Raw genomic sequence first — 18,601 nt, 5'->3', positions numbered from 1 at the left:
CCCCCCGCACAGGGGTGCCGCTCCTCCGTCTCGCGCCGGAGCCGCCGCCGATCGGTGAGGGTCGGGGACCGACGGCGGCTCCGGGGTCTCCGTCGCGTCAGCGGTGGTCGCTGCCCGCCGACGTGGACGCGGCGCGCCCCGCCTCAAGACGGGCCACCGGGATGCGGAACGGCGAGCAGGACACGTAGTCGAGCCCCACCTCGTGGAAGAAGTGGACCGACTCCGGGTCGCCGCCGTGCTCACCGCAGACACCGAGCTTCAGGTCGGGCCGCGTGGCACGCCCCGCCTCGACGGCGTTGCGCACGAGCGAGCCGACGCCGTCCTTGTCGATCGTCTCGAACGGCGACACCCCGAAGATGCCCTTCTCCAGGTACGCGGTGAAGAACGACGCCTCGACGTCGTCGCGGCTGAAGCCCCACACGGTCTGGGTGAGGTCGTTCGTGCCGAAGGAGAAGAACTGCGCAGCCTCGGCGATCTGCCCGGCGGTGAGGGCGGCGCGGGGCAGCTCGATCATGGTGCCGATGGCGAGCTTCAGCTGCACGCCGCTCTGCTCCTCGACCTCCGCGATGACCCGGTCCGCCTCCTCGCGGACGATCTCCAGCTCCTGAACGGTGCCGACGAGCGGGATCATGATCTCGGCGCGCGGGTCGCCCTTGGCGGCCTTGCGGGCGGCGGCGGCCTCGGCGATGGCCCGTACCTGCATGGCAAAGAGACCGGGAATGACGAGCCCGAGCCGTACACCGCGCAGACCCAGCATCGGGTTCTGCTCGTGCAGCCGGTGCACGGCCTGGAGCAGCCGCAGGTCGTTCTCGTTGTTGTCCTGGCGGGACTCGGCGAGGGCGACGCGCACCGACAGCTCGGTGATGTCGGGCAGGAACTCGTGCAGCGGCGGGTCGAGGAGGCGGACCGTGACCGGCAGCCCGTCCATGGCCTCGAACAGCTCGACGAAGTCCTGCTTCTGGAGCGGCAGAAGCTGCTTCAGGGACTCCTCGCGCTCGGTGTCCGTGTCGGCGAGGATCAGCCTCTCGACCATCTCGCGGCGCTCACCGAGGAACATGTGCTCGGTACGGCACAGGCCGATGCCCTGGGCGCCGAACCGGCGGGCGCGCAGCGCGTCCTCGGCGTTGTCGGCGTTGGCGCGGACGCGCAGGCGGCGTACGCGGTCGGCGTAGGCCATGATGCGGTGCACGGCGCCGACCAGCTCGTCGGCGTCGTCGGCCCCCGCGTGCATGCGCCCCTCGAAGTACTCCACGACCGGGGACGGCACGACGGGCACCTCACCGAGGTACACCTTGCCGGTGGAACCGTCGATGGAGATGACGTCCCCCTCCTCGACCACCACGTTCCCGGCGGTGAGCCGGCGCCGCTTGGTGTCGACTTCGAGATCCTCGGCGCCGCAGACACAGGTCTTGCCCATGCCGCGCGCGACGACGGCCGCGTGCGAGGTCTTGCCGCCGCGCGAGGTCAGGATGCCCTCGGCGGCGATCATGCCGTCGAGGTCGTCGGGGTTGGTCTCGCGGCGGATCAGGATGACCTTCTCGCCGGAGCGCGACCACTTGATGGCGGTGTACGAGTCGAAGACGGCCTTGCCGACAGCGGCACCCGGCGAGGCGGCGATGCCGCGCCCGAGGAGCTCGACCTTCGCGTCCTCGTCGAAGCGGGGAAACATCAACTGGGCGAGCTGGGCGCCCGTGACGCGCTGAAGGGCCTCGGCCTCGTCGATGAGCCCCTGGTCGACAAGCTGGGTCGCGATCCGGAAGGCGGCACCGGCGGTGCGCTTGCCGACCCGCGTCTGGAGCATCCACAACTGGCCGCGCTCGATGGTGAACTCGATGTCGCAGAGATCCTTGTAGTGGTTCTCCAGGGTCTCCATGATCTGCATGAGCTGGTCGTACGACTTCTTGTCGATCTGCTCAAGCTCCGCGAGCGGCACCGTGTTGCGGATACCGGCGACGACGTCCTCGCCCTGCGCGTTCTGCAAGTAGTCGCCGTAGACGCCCTGGTGGCCCGAGGCGGGGTCACGGGTGAAGGCGACACCGGTGCCCGAGTCGGGGCCGAGGTTGCCGAAGACCATGGAGCAGACGTTGACCGCCGTGCCGAGGTCGTGCGGGATGCGCTCCTGGCGGCGGTAGAGCTTGGCGCGGTCGGTGTTCCACGAGTCGAAGACCGCGTGGATCGCCAGGTCCATCTGCTCGCGCGGGTCCTGCGGGAAGTCGCGCCCGGCCTCGGTCTTGACGATCTTCTTGAAGCGGGTGACCAGCTTCTTCAGATCGGCGGCGTCGAGATCGGTGTCGACGGTGACCTTCTTCGCCCGCTTGGCCTTCTCGATCTCCTCCTCGAAAAGATCGCCGTCGACGTCGAGGACGGTCTTGCCGAACATCTGGATGAGACGGCGGTAGGAGTCCCAGGCGAAGCGCTCGTCGCCGGCCTGCTTGGCGAGGCCCTGCACCGACTTGTCCGAGAGACCGATGTTCAGGACGGTGTCCATCATGCCGGGCATGGAGAACTTGGCGCCCGAACGGACGGAGACGAGAAGGGGGTTGTCGGCCTGGCCGAGCTTCTTCCCCATGTTCTTCTCGAGCGCGTCGAGGTGCGCGCCGACCTCGTCACGCAGTGCCACCGGCTCGGCGCCGCTCTCGAGGTAGACCTTGCAGGCCTCGGTGGTGATGGTGAAGCCCGGCGGGACGGGAAGGCCCAGGTTGGTCATCTCGGCGAGGTTGGCACCCTTGCCGCCGAGGAGGTCCTTGAGGTCCTTGTTGCCCTCGGTGAAGTCATAGACGAACTTCACGCCTTGCTCGGTGCCCTGCTCGGTTACCTGAGGATCTTTGTTTTCCGACACGGGTCTCGACTCCTCGAGGCTCGGTGGCTGCCCTGACGGCGAGGAACATACCCAGATCCAAGGCACCTGGGTACGTCCACTTTGCCGTCATGGGGCCGTAACCGCTCGTCCGCCAGGAGATCGAAAGTGACTGGGCGGTACGGGGAGAGTAGGTGGCGCGTTCACTTCCTGAACCCGGATTGTCTAGAGCTGGCAAAATTCGCTCACATGAGCGGCACTTACTCTCATCTGCGTTCAAGGCGTAAATGATCGAGCGATGGCACTGAGTGCCACGTCTTGAGGAAGTGCACTCGCGCTGGCCGCGCTCGTTTGAGCGGTGGGGTGATCAGGGGTGGCGAGAATCACGCCGTTTTTGGGGGCGGGTGAACGGGCGGATGTCACTATCCGGACGCGGGCGGGGTGGTTGAGCGGGTCCTGTGGCCACCGGGGTGGGAAGGTTCGGGCCACTTTTGCTTCGACCCCGCGTGTGCCGGGCCCGGTCGACGGTCGAGCGCGGGTCGCGTCGTGGCTGGTCGCGCAGTTCCCCGCGCCCCTGAGATGCGCACTTCGTGCGCCATCTCGGGGCGCGCACGGGGGGGGAGGCGCAGCCTCCAGGGGCGCGGGGAACTGCGCGACCAGCCACAACGACGGCGCACCCGGCAACGCGAGGGAACGGGGCAAACGCTGCCCCGCAGGGGCGCGAGGAACTGCGCGACCAGCCACAACGCACGCGGCACCCGGCAACACGACCGACCGGGGCAAACGCTGCCCCCGCAGGGGCGCGGGGAACTGCGCGACCAGCCACAACGCACGCGACACCCGGCAACGCGACCGCGCGGGGCAGACGCTGCCCGCTCCCCCGGTCGGGCGGCGAAGGATCAGCCGCCGGACGTGTCCAGCTCGGCATCCTCGGAGAGCCCCGCACAGTCGTACGGGTCACGCAGCCACCCATCAGGCAGCACAACCCGGTTGTTCCCCGACGTACGCCCCCGGGGCCCGTCCGCCCCGGCCGGCCACTCCTGCTCCAGATCCAGCTCATCGAGCCCGCCCCGAAGCTCCGCCAGGGACGACGTCACAGCCAGCCGCTTCCGCATCTCGGACCCGACCGAGAACCCCTTCAGATACCAGGCCACGTGCTTCCGGAAGTCGATGACGCCCCGCGCCTCGTCCCCGATCCACTCCCCGAGCAGCGCGGCGTGCCGCACCATCGCATCGGCGACGACGCGGAGCGTGGGCCGCACCCGCTCGTCCCGCCCCTCGAACGCCGCCACGAGGTCGGCGAAGAGCCAGGGCCGCCCGAGGCAGCCCCGCCCGACGACGACCCCGTCGCACCCGGTCTCGCGGACCATGCGCAGGGCGTCGTCCGCCGACCAGATGTCCCCGTTGCCGAGGACGGGGATCTCGGGGACGTGTTCCTTGAGCCGGGCGATGGCGTCCCAGTCGGCGGTGCCGCCGTAGTGCTGGGCGGCGGTGCGCCCGTGCAGCGCGATGGCGGTGACGCCTTCGTCGACGGCGATGCGACCGGCGTCGAGGAAGGTGATGTGGTCGTCGTCGATGCCCTTGCGCATCTTCATGGTGACGGGCAGGTCGCCCGCCCCGGCGACGGCTTCCCGCAGGATGGCGCGGAGCAGGGGCCGCTTGTAGGGGAGGGCGGAGCCGCCGCCCTTGCGCGTGACCTTCGGGACGGGGCAGCCGAAGTTGAGGTCGATGTGGTCGGCGAGGTCTTCCTCCGCGATCATGCGGACGGCCTTGCCGACGGTGGCCGGGTCGACCCCGTACAACTGGATCGAGCGGGGCTTCTCGCTCGCGTCGAAGTGGATCAGCTGCATGGTCTTCTCGTTGCGCTCGACCAGCGCGCGGGTGGTGATCATCTCGCTGACGAACAGACCCTTGCCGCCGGAGAACTCCCTGCACAGGGTGCGGAAGGGCGCGTTCGTGATCCCGGCCATGGGCGCGAGCACCACGGGCGGGACGACGGTGTGCGGTCCGATGGCGAGGGGGGTGGTCGTAGCGGTCATGCCCCCTATTGTCGCGTACGCCGAACGTGGCCCCGCACGGATTACGCTGCGGCCATGACCGCCGACACACCCGCCGCGCAGCCCGCCCCGGACCAGGAGAGCGCCCGGGAGGGCACCCGCACCCTGGACACCCGCGGCCTGCGCGCGCTCGCCCACCCGCTCCGCATCAGGATCATGGATTCGCTGCGCGGTGACGGTCCGGCGACCTCGGCGGTGCTGGCCGCCCGTTTCGGCGAGAGCACGGGCACGCTGAGCTGGCATCTGCGCCATCTCGCGGAGAACGGGTTCATCGAGGAGGACGAGGAGCGCGGTACACGGCGGGAGCGCTGGTGGCGGGCGGTCCACAAGACACATGTGCTGCCGACGTCCGAGCTGCGCAAGGACCCGGAGGCCCGCGCCTCCCTGGACGTCTACCTCGGGCAGATGGTCCAGGACATGACGGAGCAGGTGAGCGCGTATGTGGCCGGGGACTGGGGTGAGGAGTGGGAGGGCGCTTCCCTGCTCGGTTCCTGGAACGACCTGCATCTGACGCCGACCGCTCTCGCTTCTCTGCGCGAGGAGTTGATGGCTGTGGTCAGCCGGTACGCCGACGCGCCGCCCGAGCCCGGCGCGCTCCCGGTGACGGCCCAGATCCAGGTGTTCCCGCGCCGAGAACGGCCTTGAGGCCCGATCGGCCGCTCCCTTCTCCCGTGCAGAGAAGCCTCTGCAAATAACCCTGTGCAGAGACTTCTCTGCAAGCTACGCTCACCCCATGCCCGCCTTGCTGCGCCGCCACCCCGACTTCCGTCGTCTCTGGATCGCCTCCATCACCGGCCGCACCGGCGCGTCCGTCGCCTCGGTCGCCCTGCCGCTGACCGCGCTCACACTGCTCGACGCCTCCGCGTTCCAGGTGTCGCTGCTGACCGCCGCCGCCTGGCTGCCGTGGCTGCTCATCGGTCTGGTCGCGGGCGCGTGGGTGGACCGGCTGCCGCGCCGGCCGCTGATGCTGGTGTGCGACGCGCTGTCCCTCACCGCGATCGCCGCGATCCCGCTGACCGCCGGGCTGGGCCTCCTCACGTATGCGCAACTGCTGGTCACGGCGCTGATCACCGGTACGGCGACCGTCTTCTTCCAGACCTCGTACGAGGTACTGCTCCCCCGCCTCGTCGACGGCGCCGACCGCGCCGAGGCCAACTCCACGCTGCACGCCAGTGAGCAGGCCGGTCAGCTCGCCGGGTTCAGCGGCGGCGGTGCGCTCGTCTCGCTGCTCGGGCCCGCGGGCGCGATGTGCGCGCAGGCGGCGGCGTTCGCGGTCTCGTTCCTCGCGGTGCTCGGGCTGCGCCATCGCGAGCGGCCCGCCGCGCGGCCGGTGACGGACGGCGGGAATCTGTTCCGGGAGATCCGTGAGGGGCTCTCCTTCACCTTCCGCGACGGCTATGTCCGGGCGTTCGTGCTGTGCGGCGGCGCCGCCAATCTGGCGCTGATGGCCTACCAGTCGATCCTGGTCGCCTTCCTGGTCCGGGAGGTCCATCTCGCCGGGGGCACCGTCGGGGTGCTGCTTGGCGCGTGCGGGCTGGGCGGGGTCGCGGGCGCGTTCGCCGCGCGGCGGCTCGGGGCGCGGTTCGGCACGGCGCGTTCGGTGTACGTCCTCACCCTGGGCACCCCGTGCCTGGCGCTGCTGATGCCGCTCGCCTCGTCCGCGCCGCCCGGGGTCGCGCTGTTCGCCGTCGGCCACGCGGCGGTCGTCTTCTCCGTCGTCGCGGAGAACACGCTGACCGCGACGTTCCAGCAGGACTACACCCCGCCCGCGCTCTACGGCCGCTCCCGTACCGCGTCCTCGTTCGTCAACTACGGCACGATCCCGCTCGGCGCGCTGCTCGGCGGCGTCCTCGCCGAGACCCTTGGCCTGCGCACGGCGATGTGGCTGTCGGTGGGGCTGTTGCCGTTGTGCGGGCTGGTCCTGTTGGCCTCGCCGATGCGGCGCGACCGCGATCTGCCGACGACGACCGCCGTCGTCGCCGCTGCTCCGTCCCGTCCGGTGGTCTCAGCGCGTCGCTGAAGCGGCGGCCAGTCGTTCCAGGCGTTCCTCGGTCGCGTCGTCCGCCGGGATGTAGGCGACGACCCGGTACGCGTCCGTGTCCGGTGCGAGCCACATGTGCCGGTGTTCCAGGTTGAGCAGGCCGATCGCGGGGTTCACGTGCTCGTAGCGCTTGACGTGGGAGACCATCGACGCGACGTCCCGTCGCTCCCACAGTTCGCGGAACTCGGGCGAGACGGCGAGGAGTTCGTCGACGGGTGCCTTCCAGGCGGGGTCGGCGACGTGTTCGGCCATCGCCTTGCGGTACTTGGCGATCAGTTCGGGGAGCATCACGTCGCGGTCGAGGAACCGTACGGGCCGGTGGTCGTGCATGAACATCATCCACAGGGCGTTGCGGTGCGCGGGGTCGAGTTCGGCGGGGTCGCCGAAGACGTCGACGTAGGCGCGGTTGTGGGCGAGGACGTCGTAGCGCGCGTTCTTCACCTCGGCCGGGTACGGCTCCAGGCGTCGCAGCATGCGCAGGACCGTGGGTGTGACGACCGGGGACGGCGCCTCGGCGCGCGGGTCGGCGGTCCCGGCGAGGGCGAAGGCGTGGGCGCGTTCGGTCGGGTCCATGAGCAGGGCGCGGGCGACGGCGTCGAGGACTCCGGCCGAGACGTTGATGGCGCGGCCCTGCTCCAGCCACGTGTACCAGGTGATGCCGACGGAGGCGAGGTGGGCGACCTCCTCGCGGCGCAGGCCCGGGGTGCGGCGGCGCGAGGTGCCCGGAAGGCCGACCTGTTCGGGGGTGACGCGCTCGCGGCGGCTGCGCAGGAACGCGGCGAGTTCGGCGCGGCGCGCCTCGGCCCCCCGCGTGGTCGCCGCTCCGGTCGTCGTCATGCCTCCAGGATGCCCGCGTCCGCAGCCTGGTGCCAGGTACTGCCTGTAACACGATAAGGAGACTCTGGTACCCGGCTGAGCGGCGCACGACGCTGAGGGCATGACCTCGACAGCCCGTCCCCGTCCCGCTCCGGTTACCGTCAATAACATGCCCGATACATCTTCCGATCTGACGCCCCGCAGGCGCCTGCTCGTCCTGGCGATCTGCTGCATGAGCCTGCTGATCGTCAGCCTGGACAACACCGTCCTGAACGTCGCCCTGCCCGCCATGGCGAAGGACTTCGGTGCCACGCTCTCGGGCATGCAGTGGACGATCGACGCCTACACGCTGGTGCTCGCCGCGCTGCTGATGCTGGCCGGTTCGACCGCCGACCGGATCGGGCGGCGCAAGGTCTTCATGACCGGGCTCATCGTGTTCACGGCCGCGTCGGTGGCCTGCTCGCTCGCGCCGAACCTGGAGTCCCTGGTCGCGTTCCGGATGCTTCAGGCGATCGGCGGCTCGATGCTCAACCCGGTCGCCATGTCGATCATCACGAACACCTTCACCGACCCCCGCGAACGGGCCCGCGCCATCGGCGTGTGGGGCGGCGTCGTCGGCATCTCCATGGCGGCGGGCCCGCTGGTCGGCGGCCTGCTCGTGGACTCGGTCGGCTGGCGCTCGATCTTCTGGGTCAACCTGCCCGTCGGCCTCGCCGCGCTCCTGCTCACCTTCCGCTACGTCCCCGAGTCCCGCGCCCCGAAGGCCCGCCGCCCGGACCCCGTCGGCCAGCTCCTCGTCATCGCCCTGCTCGGCTCACTCACGTACGCGATCATCGAGGCGCCCTCGGCGGGCTGGACGTCGGCCCGCACCCTCGCCCTGGCCGCCGTCGCCGTCGCCGCGCTCACCGGTCTCCTGCTCTACGAGCCCCGCCGCGCCGAACCCCTCATCGACCTGCGCTTCTTCCGCTCGGCGCCGTTCAGCGGGGCCACGGTCATCGCGGTCAGCGCGTTCGCGGCGCTCGGCGGCTTCCTGTTCCTGTCGACGCTCTACCTCCAGGACGTACGCGGCCTGGACGCGCTCCACGCGGGCCTGTGGATGCTGCCGATGGCGACCATGACGTTCCTGTGCGCGCCGCTGTCCGGGCGGCTCGTCGGCAGCCGGGGCCCGCGCCTGCCGCTGCTGATCGCGGGGGTGTCGATGACGGTGAGCGGCGTGCTGTTCGCGGCGTTCGACGCGGAGACCTCGAACGTGACGCTGTTCCTCGGCTACGCCCTGTTCGGCCTGGGCTTCGGCTTCGTCAACGCGCCCATCACCAACACCGCCGTCTCCGGCATGCCGCGCGCACAGGCCGGTGTCGCGGCGGCCGTCGCCTCCACGAGCCGCCAGATCGGGCAGACCCTGGGCGTCGCCGTCATCGGCGCGGTCCTCGCCTCGGGCGTCGCCGGGTCCTCCTACGCCCGCTCCTTCGTGAGCGCGGGGCGGGCCTGCTGGTGGATCATCGCCGGGTGCGGTCTCGCGGTGCTCCTTCTCGGGGCGCTGACCAGCGGGCGCTGGGCGCGCGGGACGGCGCGGCGGACGGCCGAGCGCCTGGAGGGGCCGGAGGACGCGGAGGCGGCACGCGTGGCCACCGGCTCCTAGGGCTCACAGGGCTGCGCTGAGCACCAGCTCGTGGAGCCGGTCGAGGCGCTCGCGCGAGACGTCGTCCGCCGCCGTGTACGTCATCAGGCGGGCGCCGGTGTCACGGGCCAGCCACAGGTCGGTGTGGACGACGCGGACGAGACCGACGTGCGGGTTGAGGAACTCCTTGACCTTGCTGGTCTGCGACCGCAGCACCTCGTGGCGCTCCCAGACCTCCCGGAACTCGGCGGACTCGTCGAGCAGCCGGTTGAGCACCAGCTTCCAGGCGGGCTCGGCGAGATGCGGGGCCATGTTGGCGCGGAACTTGGCCGCCATCACCCGCAGCACCTCGTCGAGGTGGACGACGGCGGACCGCCAGGGCTCGTAGGTAAACGCCAGGAACATCATGTTGCGGTCCTCGGCCGGGACCGCGTCGAGGTCGCAGATCAACTGCCCGTAGGTGCGGTTGTAGGCGAGGATGTCGTACCGGCTGTTCTGCACGCAGGCCGGCATCGGCTCCAGCTTGTCGAGCATCTCCCGCAGTTCGGGGGTGAGCGTGGGGCAGACCGCCGCCGGGGTCGGGTCGACCGCCCCGGCCAGGCCGAACAGGTGGGCGCGTTCGCTGCCGTCGAGCCGCAGGGTGCGGGCGAGGGCGTCGAGGACCTGCGCGGAGACCTGGATGTCGCGCCCCTGCTCCAGCCACGTGTACCAGGTGACGCCGACCGCCGAGAGCTGCGCCACCTCCTCGCGGCGCAGACCGGGCGTGCGGCGGCGTCTTCCGCGCGGCAGCCCCACTTCCTCGGGCGTGATGCGCTCGCGGCGGCTGCGCAGGAACCCGGCCAGCTCGTGGCGGCGGATCTCGGCGGGCCGCGCCTCCGGCGTCAGGGTCGTCATGACACCAGTCCCGTCATCGTGGTCATGGCCTTAGCCTCCCCCTGTCCCCCGCCCCCTGCCAAGCTGTTTCCGGGTAGAGGTTCTACCAGGATAAGAACACTCTGGTACCAGCCTGAGCACGGGCGGACGCTCGATGCCCATGACCACCCAGACGCAGTCCCCGCCGGTCGCCCGCACCGTGGCGCCCGGCCACTCGCTCGGCGGCCCGGGCCTGTTCACCGTGTTGCTCGGCGCCGCCCTGCCCCTCATCGACTTCTTCATCGTCAACGTCGCCCTGCCCACCATGGCCCGCGACCTGTCGGCGAGCGAACCGGTCCTCGAACTCGTCGTCGCCGGGTACGGCATCGCGTACGCCGTCCTGCTCGTCCTGGGCGGCAGGCTCGGCGACCAGCTCGGCCGCCGCCGCATGTTCATCGGCGGCATGGCGGCCTTCGGCCTCACCTCGCTCGCCTGCGGCCTCGCCCCTTCGGCCTGGACCCTGGTGATCGCGCGCATCGCGCAGGGCGCGGCGTCGGCGGCGATGCTCCCGCAGGTGCTCGCCACGATCCAGGCGACGACGGCGGGCCCGCGCCGCGCCAAGGCGATGAGCATGTACGGGGCGACGGCGGGCCTGTCGATGGTGGCGGGCCAGGTGCTCGGCGGCGTCCTCGTCTCGGCGGACCTGTTCGGCTCGGGCTGGCGTTCGGTCTTCCTGGTGAACGTGCCGGTCGTCGTCGTGGCCCTCGTCCTCGCCCTGCGCACCGTCCCGGAGACCCGCTCGGCGCGCCCCGAACGCGTCGACGTCCCCGGCACGCTGCTCCTCGCCCTCGCCCTGATCGCGCTCCTCGCCCCGTTGACCGAGGGCCGCGCCGCGGGCTGGCCGCTGTGGACCTGGCTTTCCCTCGCCGCGTTCCCGCTCCTCGCGTACCTCTTCTACGAGGTCGAGCGCCGGGCCGACCGGACGGGCGGCGCCCCGCTGATCCCGCCGTCCCTCTTCGCGCTCCTCTCCCTGCGGCGCGGGCTCGCCCTGATCGTGCCCTTCTCGATCGGCTTCAGCGGGTTCATGTTCGTGATCGCGGTCGCGCTCCAGCAGGGCGAGCGGCTCAGCGCGACCACGGCGGGGCTCGCCCTGGCCCCGATGGCGGCGGTGTTCTTCGCGACGTCGCTCGCCGGTCCGCGTCTGGTGGCCCGCTGGGGCACGCGCGTCGTCACGGTCGGCGGCCTGGTCCAGGCGGCCGGGGTCGCGCTGATCGCGCTCGCCGCGTACCGGACGTGGCCGCACTTCGGCATCCTCGCGCTCCTGCCGGGCGCGGCGCTCGCGGGCGCGGGTCAGGCGCTCCAGCTGCCGAACCTCTTCCGGATCATCCTCTCCGAGGTACCGGCGGCGCGGGCGGGTGTCGGTGGCGGCGTGATGACGACGATCCAGCAGGCGTCCCTGGCCCTCGGCGTGGCCACGCTCGGCACGCTCTTCCTCTCCCTGGTCCCGGCGCTCGGGATGCGGGACGCGCTGGTCACGACGTTGCTGGTGCAGCTCGGGGCGGTGGCGCTGACGATCGGCCTGAGCCTGCGGCTGCCGCGCACGGTCGTCTGACCGGACGGCCCGGCGACGCATGACGGGTGACAGGTGACAGGCCACAGGTGACAGGTGACAGGTGACAGATATTGAAATCTGTCACCTGTCATGCCATTGTGGAGGCATGAACCTCCCCGCGGAAACCCAGCGAACCCTCGGCACCACAGGACCCCGCGTCTCCGCCCTCGGCCTCGGCTGCATGGGCATGTCGGCGCTCTACGGCGAGGCCGACCGCGCCGAGTCGATCGCCACCATCCATGCCGCGCTCGACGCGGGCGTCACCCTCCTCGACACCGGTGACTTCTACGGCATGGGCCACAACGAGCTGCTGATCGGCGAGGCCCTGCGCACCGCGCCCGCCGCCGCCCGCGAAGCGGCGCTGACCAGCGTGAAGTTCGGCGCCCTGCGCGACCCAGACGGCGGCTGGAGCGGCTACGACGGACGCCCGGCGGCGGTGAGGAACTTCGCCGCGTACAGCCTCCAGCGCCTCGGCGTCGACCACATCGACGTCTACCGGATCGCCCGCCTCGACCCGGACGTGCCCGTCGAGGAGACGGTCGGCGCCATCGCCGAACTGGTCGAGAAGGGCCACGTCCGCCACATCGGCCTCTCCGAGGTCGGCGCGGAGACGATCCGCCGGGCCGCCGCCACCGCCCCGATCTCCGACCTCCAGATCGAGTACTCGCTCATCTCGCGCGGGATCGAGGAGTCGATCCTGCCGACCGTCGGCGAACTCGGCATCGGCGTCACCGCCTACGGCGTCCTGTCGCGCGGCCTGATCTCCGGCCACTTCACCCAGGACCGCACCCTCGCCGCGAACGACTTCCGCGGCATGAGCCCCCGCTTCCAGGGCGACAACCTGCGCCACAACCTCGGCCTCGTCGAACAGCTCCGCAAGATCGCCGAGCAGAAGGGCGTCAGCGTCGCCCAGATCGCCATCGCCTGGGTCCTGGCCCAGGGCGAGCGGCACGGCGCCGCGATCGTCCCCCTGGTCGGCGCCCGTACCCGGGCCCGACTGACCGAGGCGCTCGGCGCGGTCGACGTCACGCTCGGCGCCGCCGACCTCGCCGCGATCGAGCAGGCGGTGCCCGCCGGCGCCGCGGCCGGCGAGCGCTATCCGTCGGCCCAGATGGCACACCTCGACAGCGAGCGATGAGAACCCGCCCGGTACGGTCACGTACATGGCAGCGACCGAGACCCTGACCCCCGAGCGCATCCTCGCCGCGACCGAGGAGGTGCTGCGCCGCCACGGCGCCGCGAAGGCGACCGTGGTCGACGTGGCCCGCGCGCTCGGCGTCAGCCACGGCTCCGTCTACCGCCACTTCCGGACCAAGGCCGAGCTGCGCGGCGCGGTCACCAGGCGCTGGCTGGAGCGCACGACCGGTGTCCTCGCCGAGGTCGTCGCGGGCGACGAGGCGCCCCCGGCCAAGCTGCGGCACTGGCTGGCGGCGCTGTTCGAGGCCAAGCAGCACAAGGCGGGCGACGACCCCGAGCTGTTCGCCACGTACACGGTCCTGACCACCGAGAACAGTGACGTGGTCGACGAACACCTCGACGAACTGCTCAGCCAGCTCGGCGCCATCGTTCAAGAGGGCGTCGAGCGGGGCGACTTCGAGGCCCCGGACGTCCCGGTGACGGCCCGCGCGGTCCTGGAGGCCACCGCCCACTTCCACGACCCGGTACACGCCCCGGAATGGTCGAAGCCGGGCAGCCGGGAGGCGTTCGAGGCGGTGGTGGCACTGGTCCTGCGCGGCATCGAGGCCCGCTAAATCAAGCCCCTCCGGCGATTGAGGAGCGGGGCCCGGGGCGGAGCCCCGTGACAGCACAAAGGCCCCGGCCCACCGGAGTACCGGCGAACCAGGGCCTCAGCGACGTAAGCCGACTACACCGACGTCAGCAACCGATCAGGCGGCTGGCCAGGTACCCCTCGATCTGGTCGAGAGACACCCGCTCCTGCTTCATGGAGTCCCGCTCCCGCACCGTCACCGCATTGTCCTCAAGCGTGTCGAAGTCGACGGTGACACAGAACGGCGTACCGATCTCGTCCTGGCGCCGGTAGCGGCGCCCGATGGCACCGGCGTCGTCGAAGTCGATGTTCCAGTGCTGGCGCAGCGCCTGGGCGAGCCCCTTGGCCTTCGGGGACAGCTCCGGGTTGCGGGACAGCGGAAGCACGGCGACCTTCACCGGCGCGATGCGCGGGTCGAACCGCATGACCGTGCGCTTCTCCATCTTGCCCTTGGCGTTGGGCGCCTCGTCCTCGAAGTAGGAGTCGAGCATGAAGGCGAGCATGGTGCGGCCGACACCGGCCGCGGGCTCGATGACGTACGGCGTGTAGCGCTCGCCCTTCTCCTGGTCGAAGTAGGAGAGGTCCTGGCCGGAGGCCTTGGAGTGCGCGGAGAGGTCGTAGTCCGTGCGGTTGGCGACGCCCTCGAGCTCACCCCACTCGCTGCCGCCGAAGCGGAAGCGGTACTCGATGTCGGCGGTGCGCTTCGAGTAGTGGGAGAGCTTCTCCTTCGGGTGCTCGTACCAGCGCATGTTCTCCTCGCGCAGGCCCAGGCCGGTGTACCAGTTCCAGCGCTGCTCCATCCAGTACTCCTGCCACTTCTCGTCCTCGCCCGGCTTGACGAAGAACTCCATCTCCATCTGCTCGAACTCGCGGGTGCGGAAGATGAAGTTGCCGGGCGTGATCTCGTTGCGGAAGGACTTGCCCATCTGGGCGATGCCGAACGGGGGCTTGCGCCGCGACGTCGTCTGGACCTGGCTGAAGTTGGTGAAGATGCCCTGCGCGGTCTCGGGGCGCAGGTAGGCGACGGAGCCACTGTCCTGCGTCGGGCCGAGGTGCGTGGAGAGCAGGCCGGAGAACTGCTTGGGCTCGGTGAACGTGCCCTTGTTGCCGCAGTTCGGACAGGTGAGGTCGGCGAGGCCGTTCTCGGGCGCGCGGCCCTTCTTCTCCTCGTACGCCTCCTCAAGGTGGTCCGCGCGGAACCGCTTGTGGCAGGAGGTGCACTCGGTCAGCGGGTCGGTGAAGGTGGCGACGTGACCCGACGCCTGCCAGACCTCGGTCGCCAGGATCACCGACGAGTCGATGCCGACGACGTCCTCGCGCGAGGTGACCATGTAGCGCCACCACTGGCGCTTGAGGTTCTCCTTCAGCTCCACACCCAGCGGACCGTAGTCCCAGGCGGCGCGCTGACCACCGTAGATCTCGCTGCAGGGGTAGACGAAGCCACGGCGCTTGCTGAGGCTGACGATGGTGTCGATCTTGTCGGCGGCCACGGTGCTCTCTTCATTACGACGACGTTGGAGGGCGCTGGATACGCGCTCCGGGAGCGAATGCTTCAGGTTACCGGCGGGGCCACCCCTGCGACCAAATCGGTTTGGGGGTACAGAGCGGGACCTTGCGTGACGAAATCGTTGTTGACAATCGTTTCCACTTTTGTTGAAAATGACAGTCATGAACGTACGCATGGCCCGTCGCCCCCGCCGCCGCCTCATATCCACCGCCGCCGTCACCGCCACCACGGCGCTCGGCCTGGTGGGCCTCTCCGCCTGCTCGTCCTCGGACGCGGCGGACGGCAAGAACGGCGGGAACGGCGCGCAGCTGGATGTAGTCGCGTCGTTCTACCCGATGCAGTACCTCGCCGAGCAGATCGGCGGCGGCCACGTCTCCGTACGCAACCTCACCGAGCCCGGCCAGGAGCCGCACGACCTGGAGGTCAGCGCCAAGCAGCGCGCCCAGCTGGAGGACTCCGACGTCGCCGTCTACCTCAAGGGGCTCCAGCCCTCCGTCGACGAGGCCATCGACCAGTCCGGGATCTCCACCAAGGTCGACGCCGCCTCCCTGACCAGCCTGGAGAAGCACGGCAGCGAGGTCGGCGGCCACGCCGAGGAGCACGACGACCACGGCCACGACCACGGCGACGAGGGCGGCACCGACCCGCACATCTGGCTCGACCCGGTGAAGTACACCGAGGTCGCCGAGGGCGTCGGCAAGGCTCTGGAGAAGGCAGACCCCGACCATGCGGCCGACTACAAGAAGAACACCGCGGCCCTGGTGGAGAAGCTGGACGCCCTGAACACGAACTTCGAGGACGGCCTGAGGAACACGGACACCAAGGTCTTCATCACCACCCACGCCGCCTTCGGCTACCTCGCCGAGCGCTACGGCCTCACCGAGGAGGCCATCAGCGGCCTCGACCCGGAGAGCGAGCCGAGCGCCGCCCGCGTCAAGGACCTCCAGAAGATGGCGAAGGCAGACGGGGTCACCACCGTCTTCTACGAGACCCTCGTCAGCGACAAGACGGCGAAGACCCTGGCGGGCGACGCGAAGTTGAAAACTGATGTACTCGACCCCATCGAGGGCATCACCGAGAAGTCCAAGGGCGACGACTACCTCCAGGTCATGGAGTCGAACCTCGCCGCCCTGCAAAAGGCGCTCGGCGCCAAGTGACGTATGACATGAGCGAGTTGAAGGGCGGCAGCGAGATGACCGAACCCGTCATCACCCTGCGCGAGGTGACGGCCGAGCTGGGCTCACGCCCCGTGCTGCGCGGCATCGACCTGACCGTGGGCCGCGGCGAGGTCGTCGCCCTGCTCGGCGCCAACGGCTCCGGCAAGTCGACCGCCGTGCGCTCGATCATCGGCCAGGTACCGGTCACGGGCGGCGAGATCGAGCTGTTCGGGACCCCGCGCCGCCGCTTCAAGCAGTGGGCGCGCGTCGGCTACGTGCCGCAGCGCACCACAGCGGCGGGCGGCGTGCCCGCCACGGTCGCGGAGATCGTCGCCTCAGGGCGGCTCTCCCGCTCCCGCTTCGGCCTGCTGCGCGCCGCCGACAAGGAGGCGGTGCGCCGCGCCCTCGACCTCGTCGGCCTCGCCGACCGCGCCAAGGACTCCGTCAACGCGCTCTCCGGCGGCCAGCACCAGCGCGTGCTCATCGCCCGCGCCCTCGCCGCCGAACCCGAGCTGCTGATCATGGACGAGCCGATGGCGGGCGTCGACCTCGCCAGCCAGGAGATCCTCGCCGCGACCCTGCGCGAGCAGGTCGCCCAGGGCGCCTCCGTCCTCCTCGTCCTGCACGAACTCGGCCCCCTGGAGCCGCTGATCGACCGCGCGGTCGTGCTCCGCGACGGCTGCGTCCTGCACGACGGGCCGCCCCCGAAGGCCGTCGGCCAGCACGCGCTGCCCGGCCACGACCACGTCCACCCGCACGCCGCCGTGGACGCCGAACCCCTCCGCACGGGACTGCTGAGCTGATGGAAATCCTGAGCTACGAATTCATGCAGCGGGCGCTGCTCGCCGCCGTCCTCGTCGGCATCACCGCGCCCGCCATCGGCATCTACCTGGTCCAGCGCCGCCAGGCCCTCATGGGCGACGGCATCGGGCACGTGGCGATGACCGGCGTCGGCCTCGGCTTCCTGCTCTCCGCCTCCCCGGTGTGGATGGCGACGCTGGTCTCCGTCCTCGGCGCCGTCGTCATGGAGCTGATCCGCTGGTACGGCAAGACACGCGGCGACATCGCGCTCGCCATGCTCTTCTACGGGGGCATGGCCGGCGGCGTCATGTTCACCAGCCTCGCCCCGGGCGGCTCCACGGCGAACCTCACCTCCTACCTCTTCGGCTCGCTGTCGACGGTCTCCCCCGAGGACGTCACCGCGATCTGCCTGCTCGCGGCGTTCGTGGTCCTGGTCACGGTGGGCCTGCGCCGCCAGTTGTTCGCGGTGAGCCAGGACGAGGAGTTCGCCCGCGTCACCGGGCTGCCCGTGCGCGCCCTGAACCTCCTGACCGCCGTTACGGCGGCGGTCACCGTGACGGTCGCGATGCGTGTGGTGGGCCTGCTCCTGGTGTCGGCCCTGATGGTCGTCCCGGTCGCCGCCGCGCAGCAGTTGACCCGCAGCTTCAAGGCGACCTTCGTCATCGCCGTCGCCATCGGCGTCGCCGTCACCCTCGGCGGCACCGTCACGTCCTACTACCAGGACGTGCCGCCCGGCGCGACGATCGTGCTCCTGACCATCGGCGTCTTCATCGCCCTGACCCTCCTCGCCACCCCGCTGGCCAGGCGCAGGGCCCGGGCCGCGGCGGCACAGATGCCGGGCGACCCGGCGGAGTGCGCCATCCCCGGGCAGGCCCCCGCCAAGGTCTGACCCGGGTCCGACGCCGCCTGGCACAATGGCGGCGATACGTACGTGGCAGGGATGTGAGGAGATACCCGTGGCAGCCCCCGTTCGAGGCAGGTCGACCCGCCAGCGCGCGGCCGTGGCGGCAGCGCTCGACGAGGTGGACGAGTTCCGCAGCGCGCAGGAGCTGCACGACGTCCTCAAGCACAAGGGGGACTCCGTCGGGCTGACCACGGTGTACCGCACGCTGCAATCGCTCGCGGACGCGGGTGAGGTCGATGTGTTGCGGACGTCCGACGGCGAGGCGGTGTACCGGCGGTGCTCCACCGGTGACCATCATCACCATCTGGTGTGCCGGATGTGCGGCAAGGCGGTTGAGGTCGAGGGGCCGGCCGTTGAGTCGTGGGCGGAGACGATTGCCTCCGAGCACGGGTATGTGAATGTGGCGCACACGGTGGAGATCTTCGGCACGTGCTCGGACTGTGCGGGTGCTGCCACGGTGTGAGCCGCGTGGGGTGCGTCGCCGGGTGCACGTCTCGTCGTGGCTGGTCGCGCAGTTCCCCGCGCCCCTGAAGGCATGCGGCTTCGCCGCGCCTTCCCCCAAGACGCGCCCCTGAGATGGCGCACGAAGTGCGCATCTCAGGGGCGCGGGGGACTGCGCGACCACCCCCCACCAAAACCGCCGCCCGCCACCCCCACCACCCCCCCGACCC

15 protein-coding genes are annotated in these 18,601 nt (G+C 70.7%); 10 read left to right on the top strand and 5 right to left on the bottom strand.

The features are described from left to right. Positions 1-97 precede the first annotated feature (97 nt). Both ppdK and dusB read right to left on the bottom strand, forming a co-directional pair. Positions 98-2,788, bottom strand: coding sequence for a pyruvate, phosphate dikinase (gene ppdK, locus ABZ877_RS22045; protein WP_361074079.1), 2,691 nt, complete (start codon positions 2,786-2,788; stop codon positions 98-100). A 908-nt stretch (positions 2,789-3,696) separates the two neighbouring features. Next, positions 3,697-4,836 (bottom strand): tRNA dihydrouridine synthase DusB, encoded by a 1,140-nt coding sequence (gene dusB, locus ABZ877_RS22040; protein ID WP_361073802.1) that lies wholly within the window; start codon positions 4,834-4,836, stop codon positions 3,697-3,699. Positions 4,837-4,890: 54 nt separating this feature from the next. On the opposite strand from dusB, the gene ABZ877_RS22035 reads away from it, so the two are divergent. Further along, the gene (locus tag ABZ877_RS22035) at positions 4,891-5,499 is read left to right on the top strand and encodes a helix-turn-helix domain-containing protein (RefSeq protein WP_361073800.1); all 609 of its coding nucleotides are present in this window, start codon (positions 4,891-4,893) and stop codon (positions 5,497-5,499) included. 88 nt (positions 5,500-5,587) lie between these two features. Then, positions 5,588-6,874 carry an MFS transporter gene (locus ABZ877_RS22030; RefSeq protein ID WP_361073798.1) on the top strand — a complete coding sequence of 429 codons (1,287 nt, stop codon included), beginning with the start codon at positions 5,588-5,590 and terminating at the stop codon, positions 6,872-6,874. Here the strand turns inward: ABZ877_RS22030 and ABZ877_RS22025 are convergent. Further along, a complete protein-coding gene (locus ABZ877_RS22025) occupies positions 6,860-7,732 on the bottom strand; it encodes a helix-turn-helix transcriptional regulator (protein ID WP_361073796.1) in 873 nt (290 codons plus the stop codon). The two genes, ABZ877_RS22030 and ABZ877_RS22025, sit on opposite strands and share 15 nt — an antisense overlap. A 148-nt stretch (positions 7,733-7,880) precedes the next feature. Between ABZ877_RS22025 and ABZ877_RS22020 the strand changes: the two genes are divergently transcribed. Beyond that, positions 7,881-9,350, top strand: a complete 1,470-nt coding sequence (locus ABZ877_RS22020) for an MFS transporter (RefSeq protein WP_361073794.1) — start codon at positions 7,881-7,883, stop codon at positions 9,348-9,350. Positions 9,351-9,353: 3 nt separating this feature from the next. Here ABZ877_RS22020 and ABZ877_RS22015 read toward each other — a convergent pair whose 3' ends face one another. Beyond that, positions 9,354-10,223, bottom strand: a complete 870-nt coding sequence (locus tag ABZ877_RS22015) for a helix-turn-helix transcriptional regulator (RefSeq protein ID WP_361073792.1) — start codon at positions 10,221-10,223, stop codon at positions 9,354-9,356. Positions 10,224-10,362: 139 nt separating this feature from the next. On the opposite strand from ABZ877_RS22015, the gene ABZ877_RS22010 reads away from it, so the two are divergent. The 3 genes from ABZ877_RS22010 to ABZ877_RS22000 all read left to right on the top strand — a co-directional run bounded on the left by ABZ877_RS22010 (position 10,363) and on the right by ABZ877_RS22000 (position 13,544). Next, the gene (locus ABZ877_RS22010; RefSeq protein WP_361073790.1) at positions 10,363-11,793 is read left to right on the top strand and encodes an MFS transporter; all 1,431 of its coding nucleotides are present in this window, start codon (positions 10,363-10,365) and stop codon (positions 11,791-11,793) included. Positions 11,794-11,899: 106 nt separating this feature from the next. Beyond that, positions 11,900-12,931, top strand: coding sequence for an aldo/keto reductase (locus tag ABZ877_RS22005; protein WP_361073788.1), 1,032 nt, complete (start codon positions 11,900-11,902; stop codon positions 12,929-12,931). A 25-nt stretch (positions 12,932-12,956) separates the two neighbouring features. Further along, positions 12,957-13,544 carry a TetR family transcriptional regulator gene (locus ABZ877_RS22000; protein WP_361073786.1) on the top strand — a complete coding sequence of 196 codons (588 nt, stop codon included), beginning with the start codon at positions 12,957-12,959 and terminating at the stop codon, positions 13,542-13,544. 124 nt (positions 13,545-13,668) lie between these two features. Here ABZ877_RS22000 and ABZ877_RS21995 read toward each other — a convergent pair whose 3' ends face one another. Beyond that, entirely contained in the window at positions 13,669-15,051 is a 1,383-nt protein-coding gene (locus ABZ877_RS21995) for a glycine--tRNA ligase (RefSeq protein WP_361073783.1), read from the bottom strand. 178 nt (positions 15,052-15,229) lie between these two features. Between ABZ877_RS21995 and ABZ877_RS21990 the strand changes: the two genes are divergently transcribed. From ABZ877_RS21990 to ABZ877_RS21975, 4 genes are read left to right on the top strand one after another with little or no spacing between them, the layout of a single operon-like run. Continuing rightward, positions 15,230-16,225 carry a metal ABC transporter substrate-binding protein gene (locus ABZ877_RS21990; protein WP_361073781.1) on the top strand — a complete coding sequence of 332 codons (996 nt, stop codon included), beginning with the start codon at positions 15,230-15,232 and terminating at the stop codon, positions 16,223-16,225. 35 nt (positions 16,226-16,260) lie between these two features. Further along, entirely contained in the window at positions 16,261-17,028 is a 768-nt protein-coding gene (locus ABZ877_RS21985) for a metal ABC transporter ATP-binding protein (RefSeq protein ID WP_361074078.1), read from the top strand. Continuing rightward, a complete protein-coding gene (locus ABZ877_RS21980) occupies positions 17,028-17,915 on the top strand; it encodes a metal ABC transporter permease (protein WP_361073779.1) in 888 nt (295 codons plus the stop codon). Before ABZ877_RS21985 ends, ABZ877_RS21980 begins: the two co-directional genes overlap by 1 nt. 25 nt (positions 17,916-17,940) lie before the next feature. After that, positions 17,941-18,393, top strand: a complete 453-nt coding sequence (locus tag ABZ877_RS21975; RefSeq protein ID WP_361073777.1) for a transcriptional repressor — start codon at positions 17,941-17,943, stop codon at positions 18,391-18,393. Positions 18,394-18,601 lie beyond the last annotated feature (208 nt).

Source organism: Streptomyces sp. NPDC046939 (assembly GCF_040644575.1).
Lineage (GTDB): Bacteria > Actinomycetota > Actinomycetes > Streptomycetales > Streptomycetaceae > Streptomyces.
The sequence above is the reverse complement of the archived record's forward strand: the minus strand, read 5'-3'. Positions and strand labels throughout refer to the sequence as shown.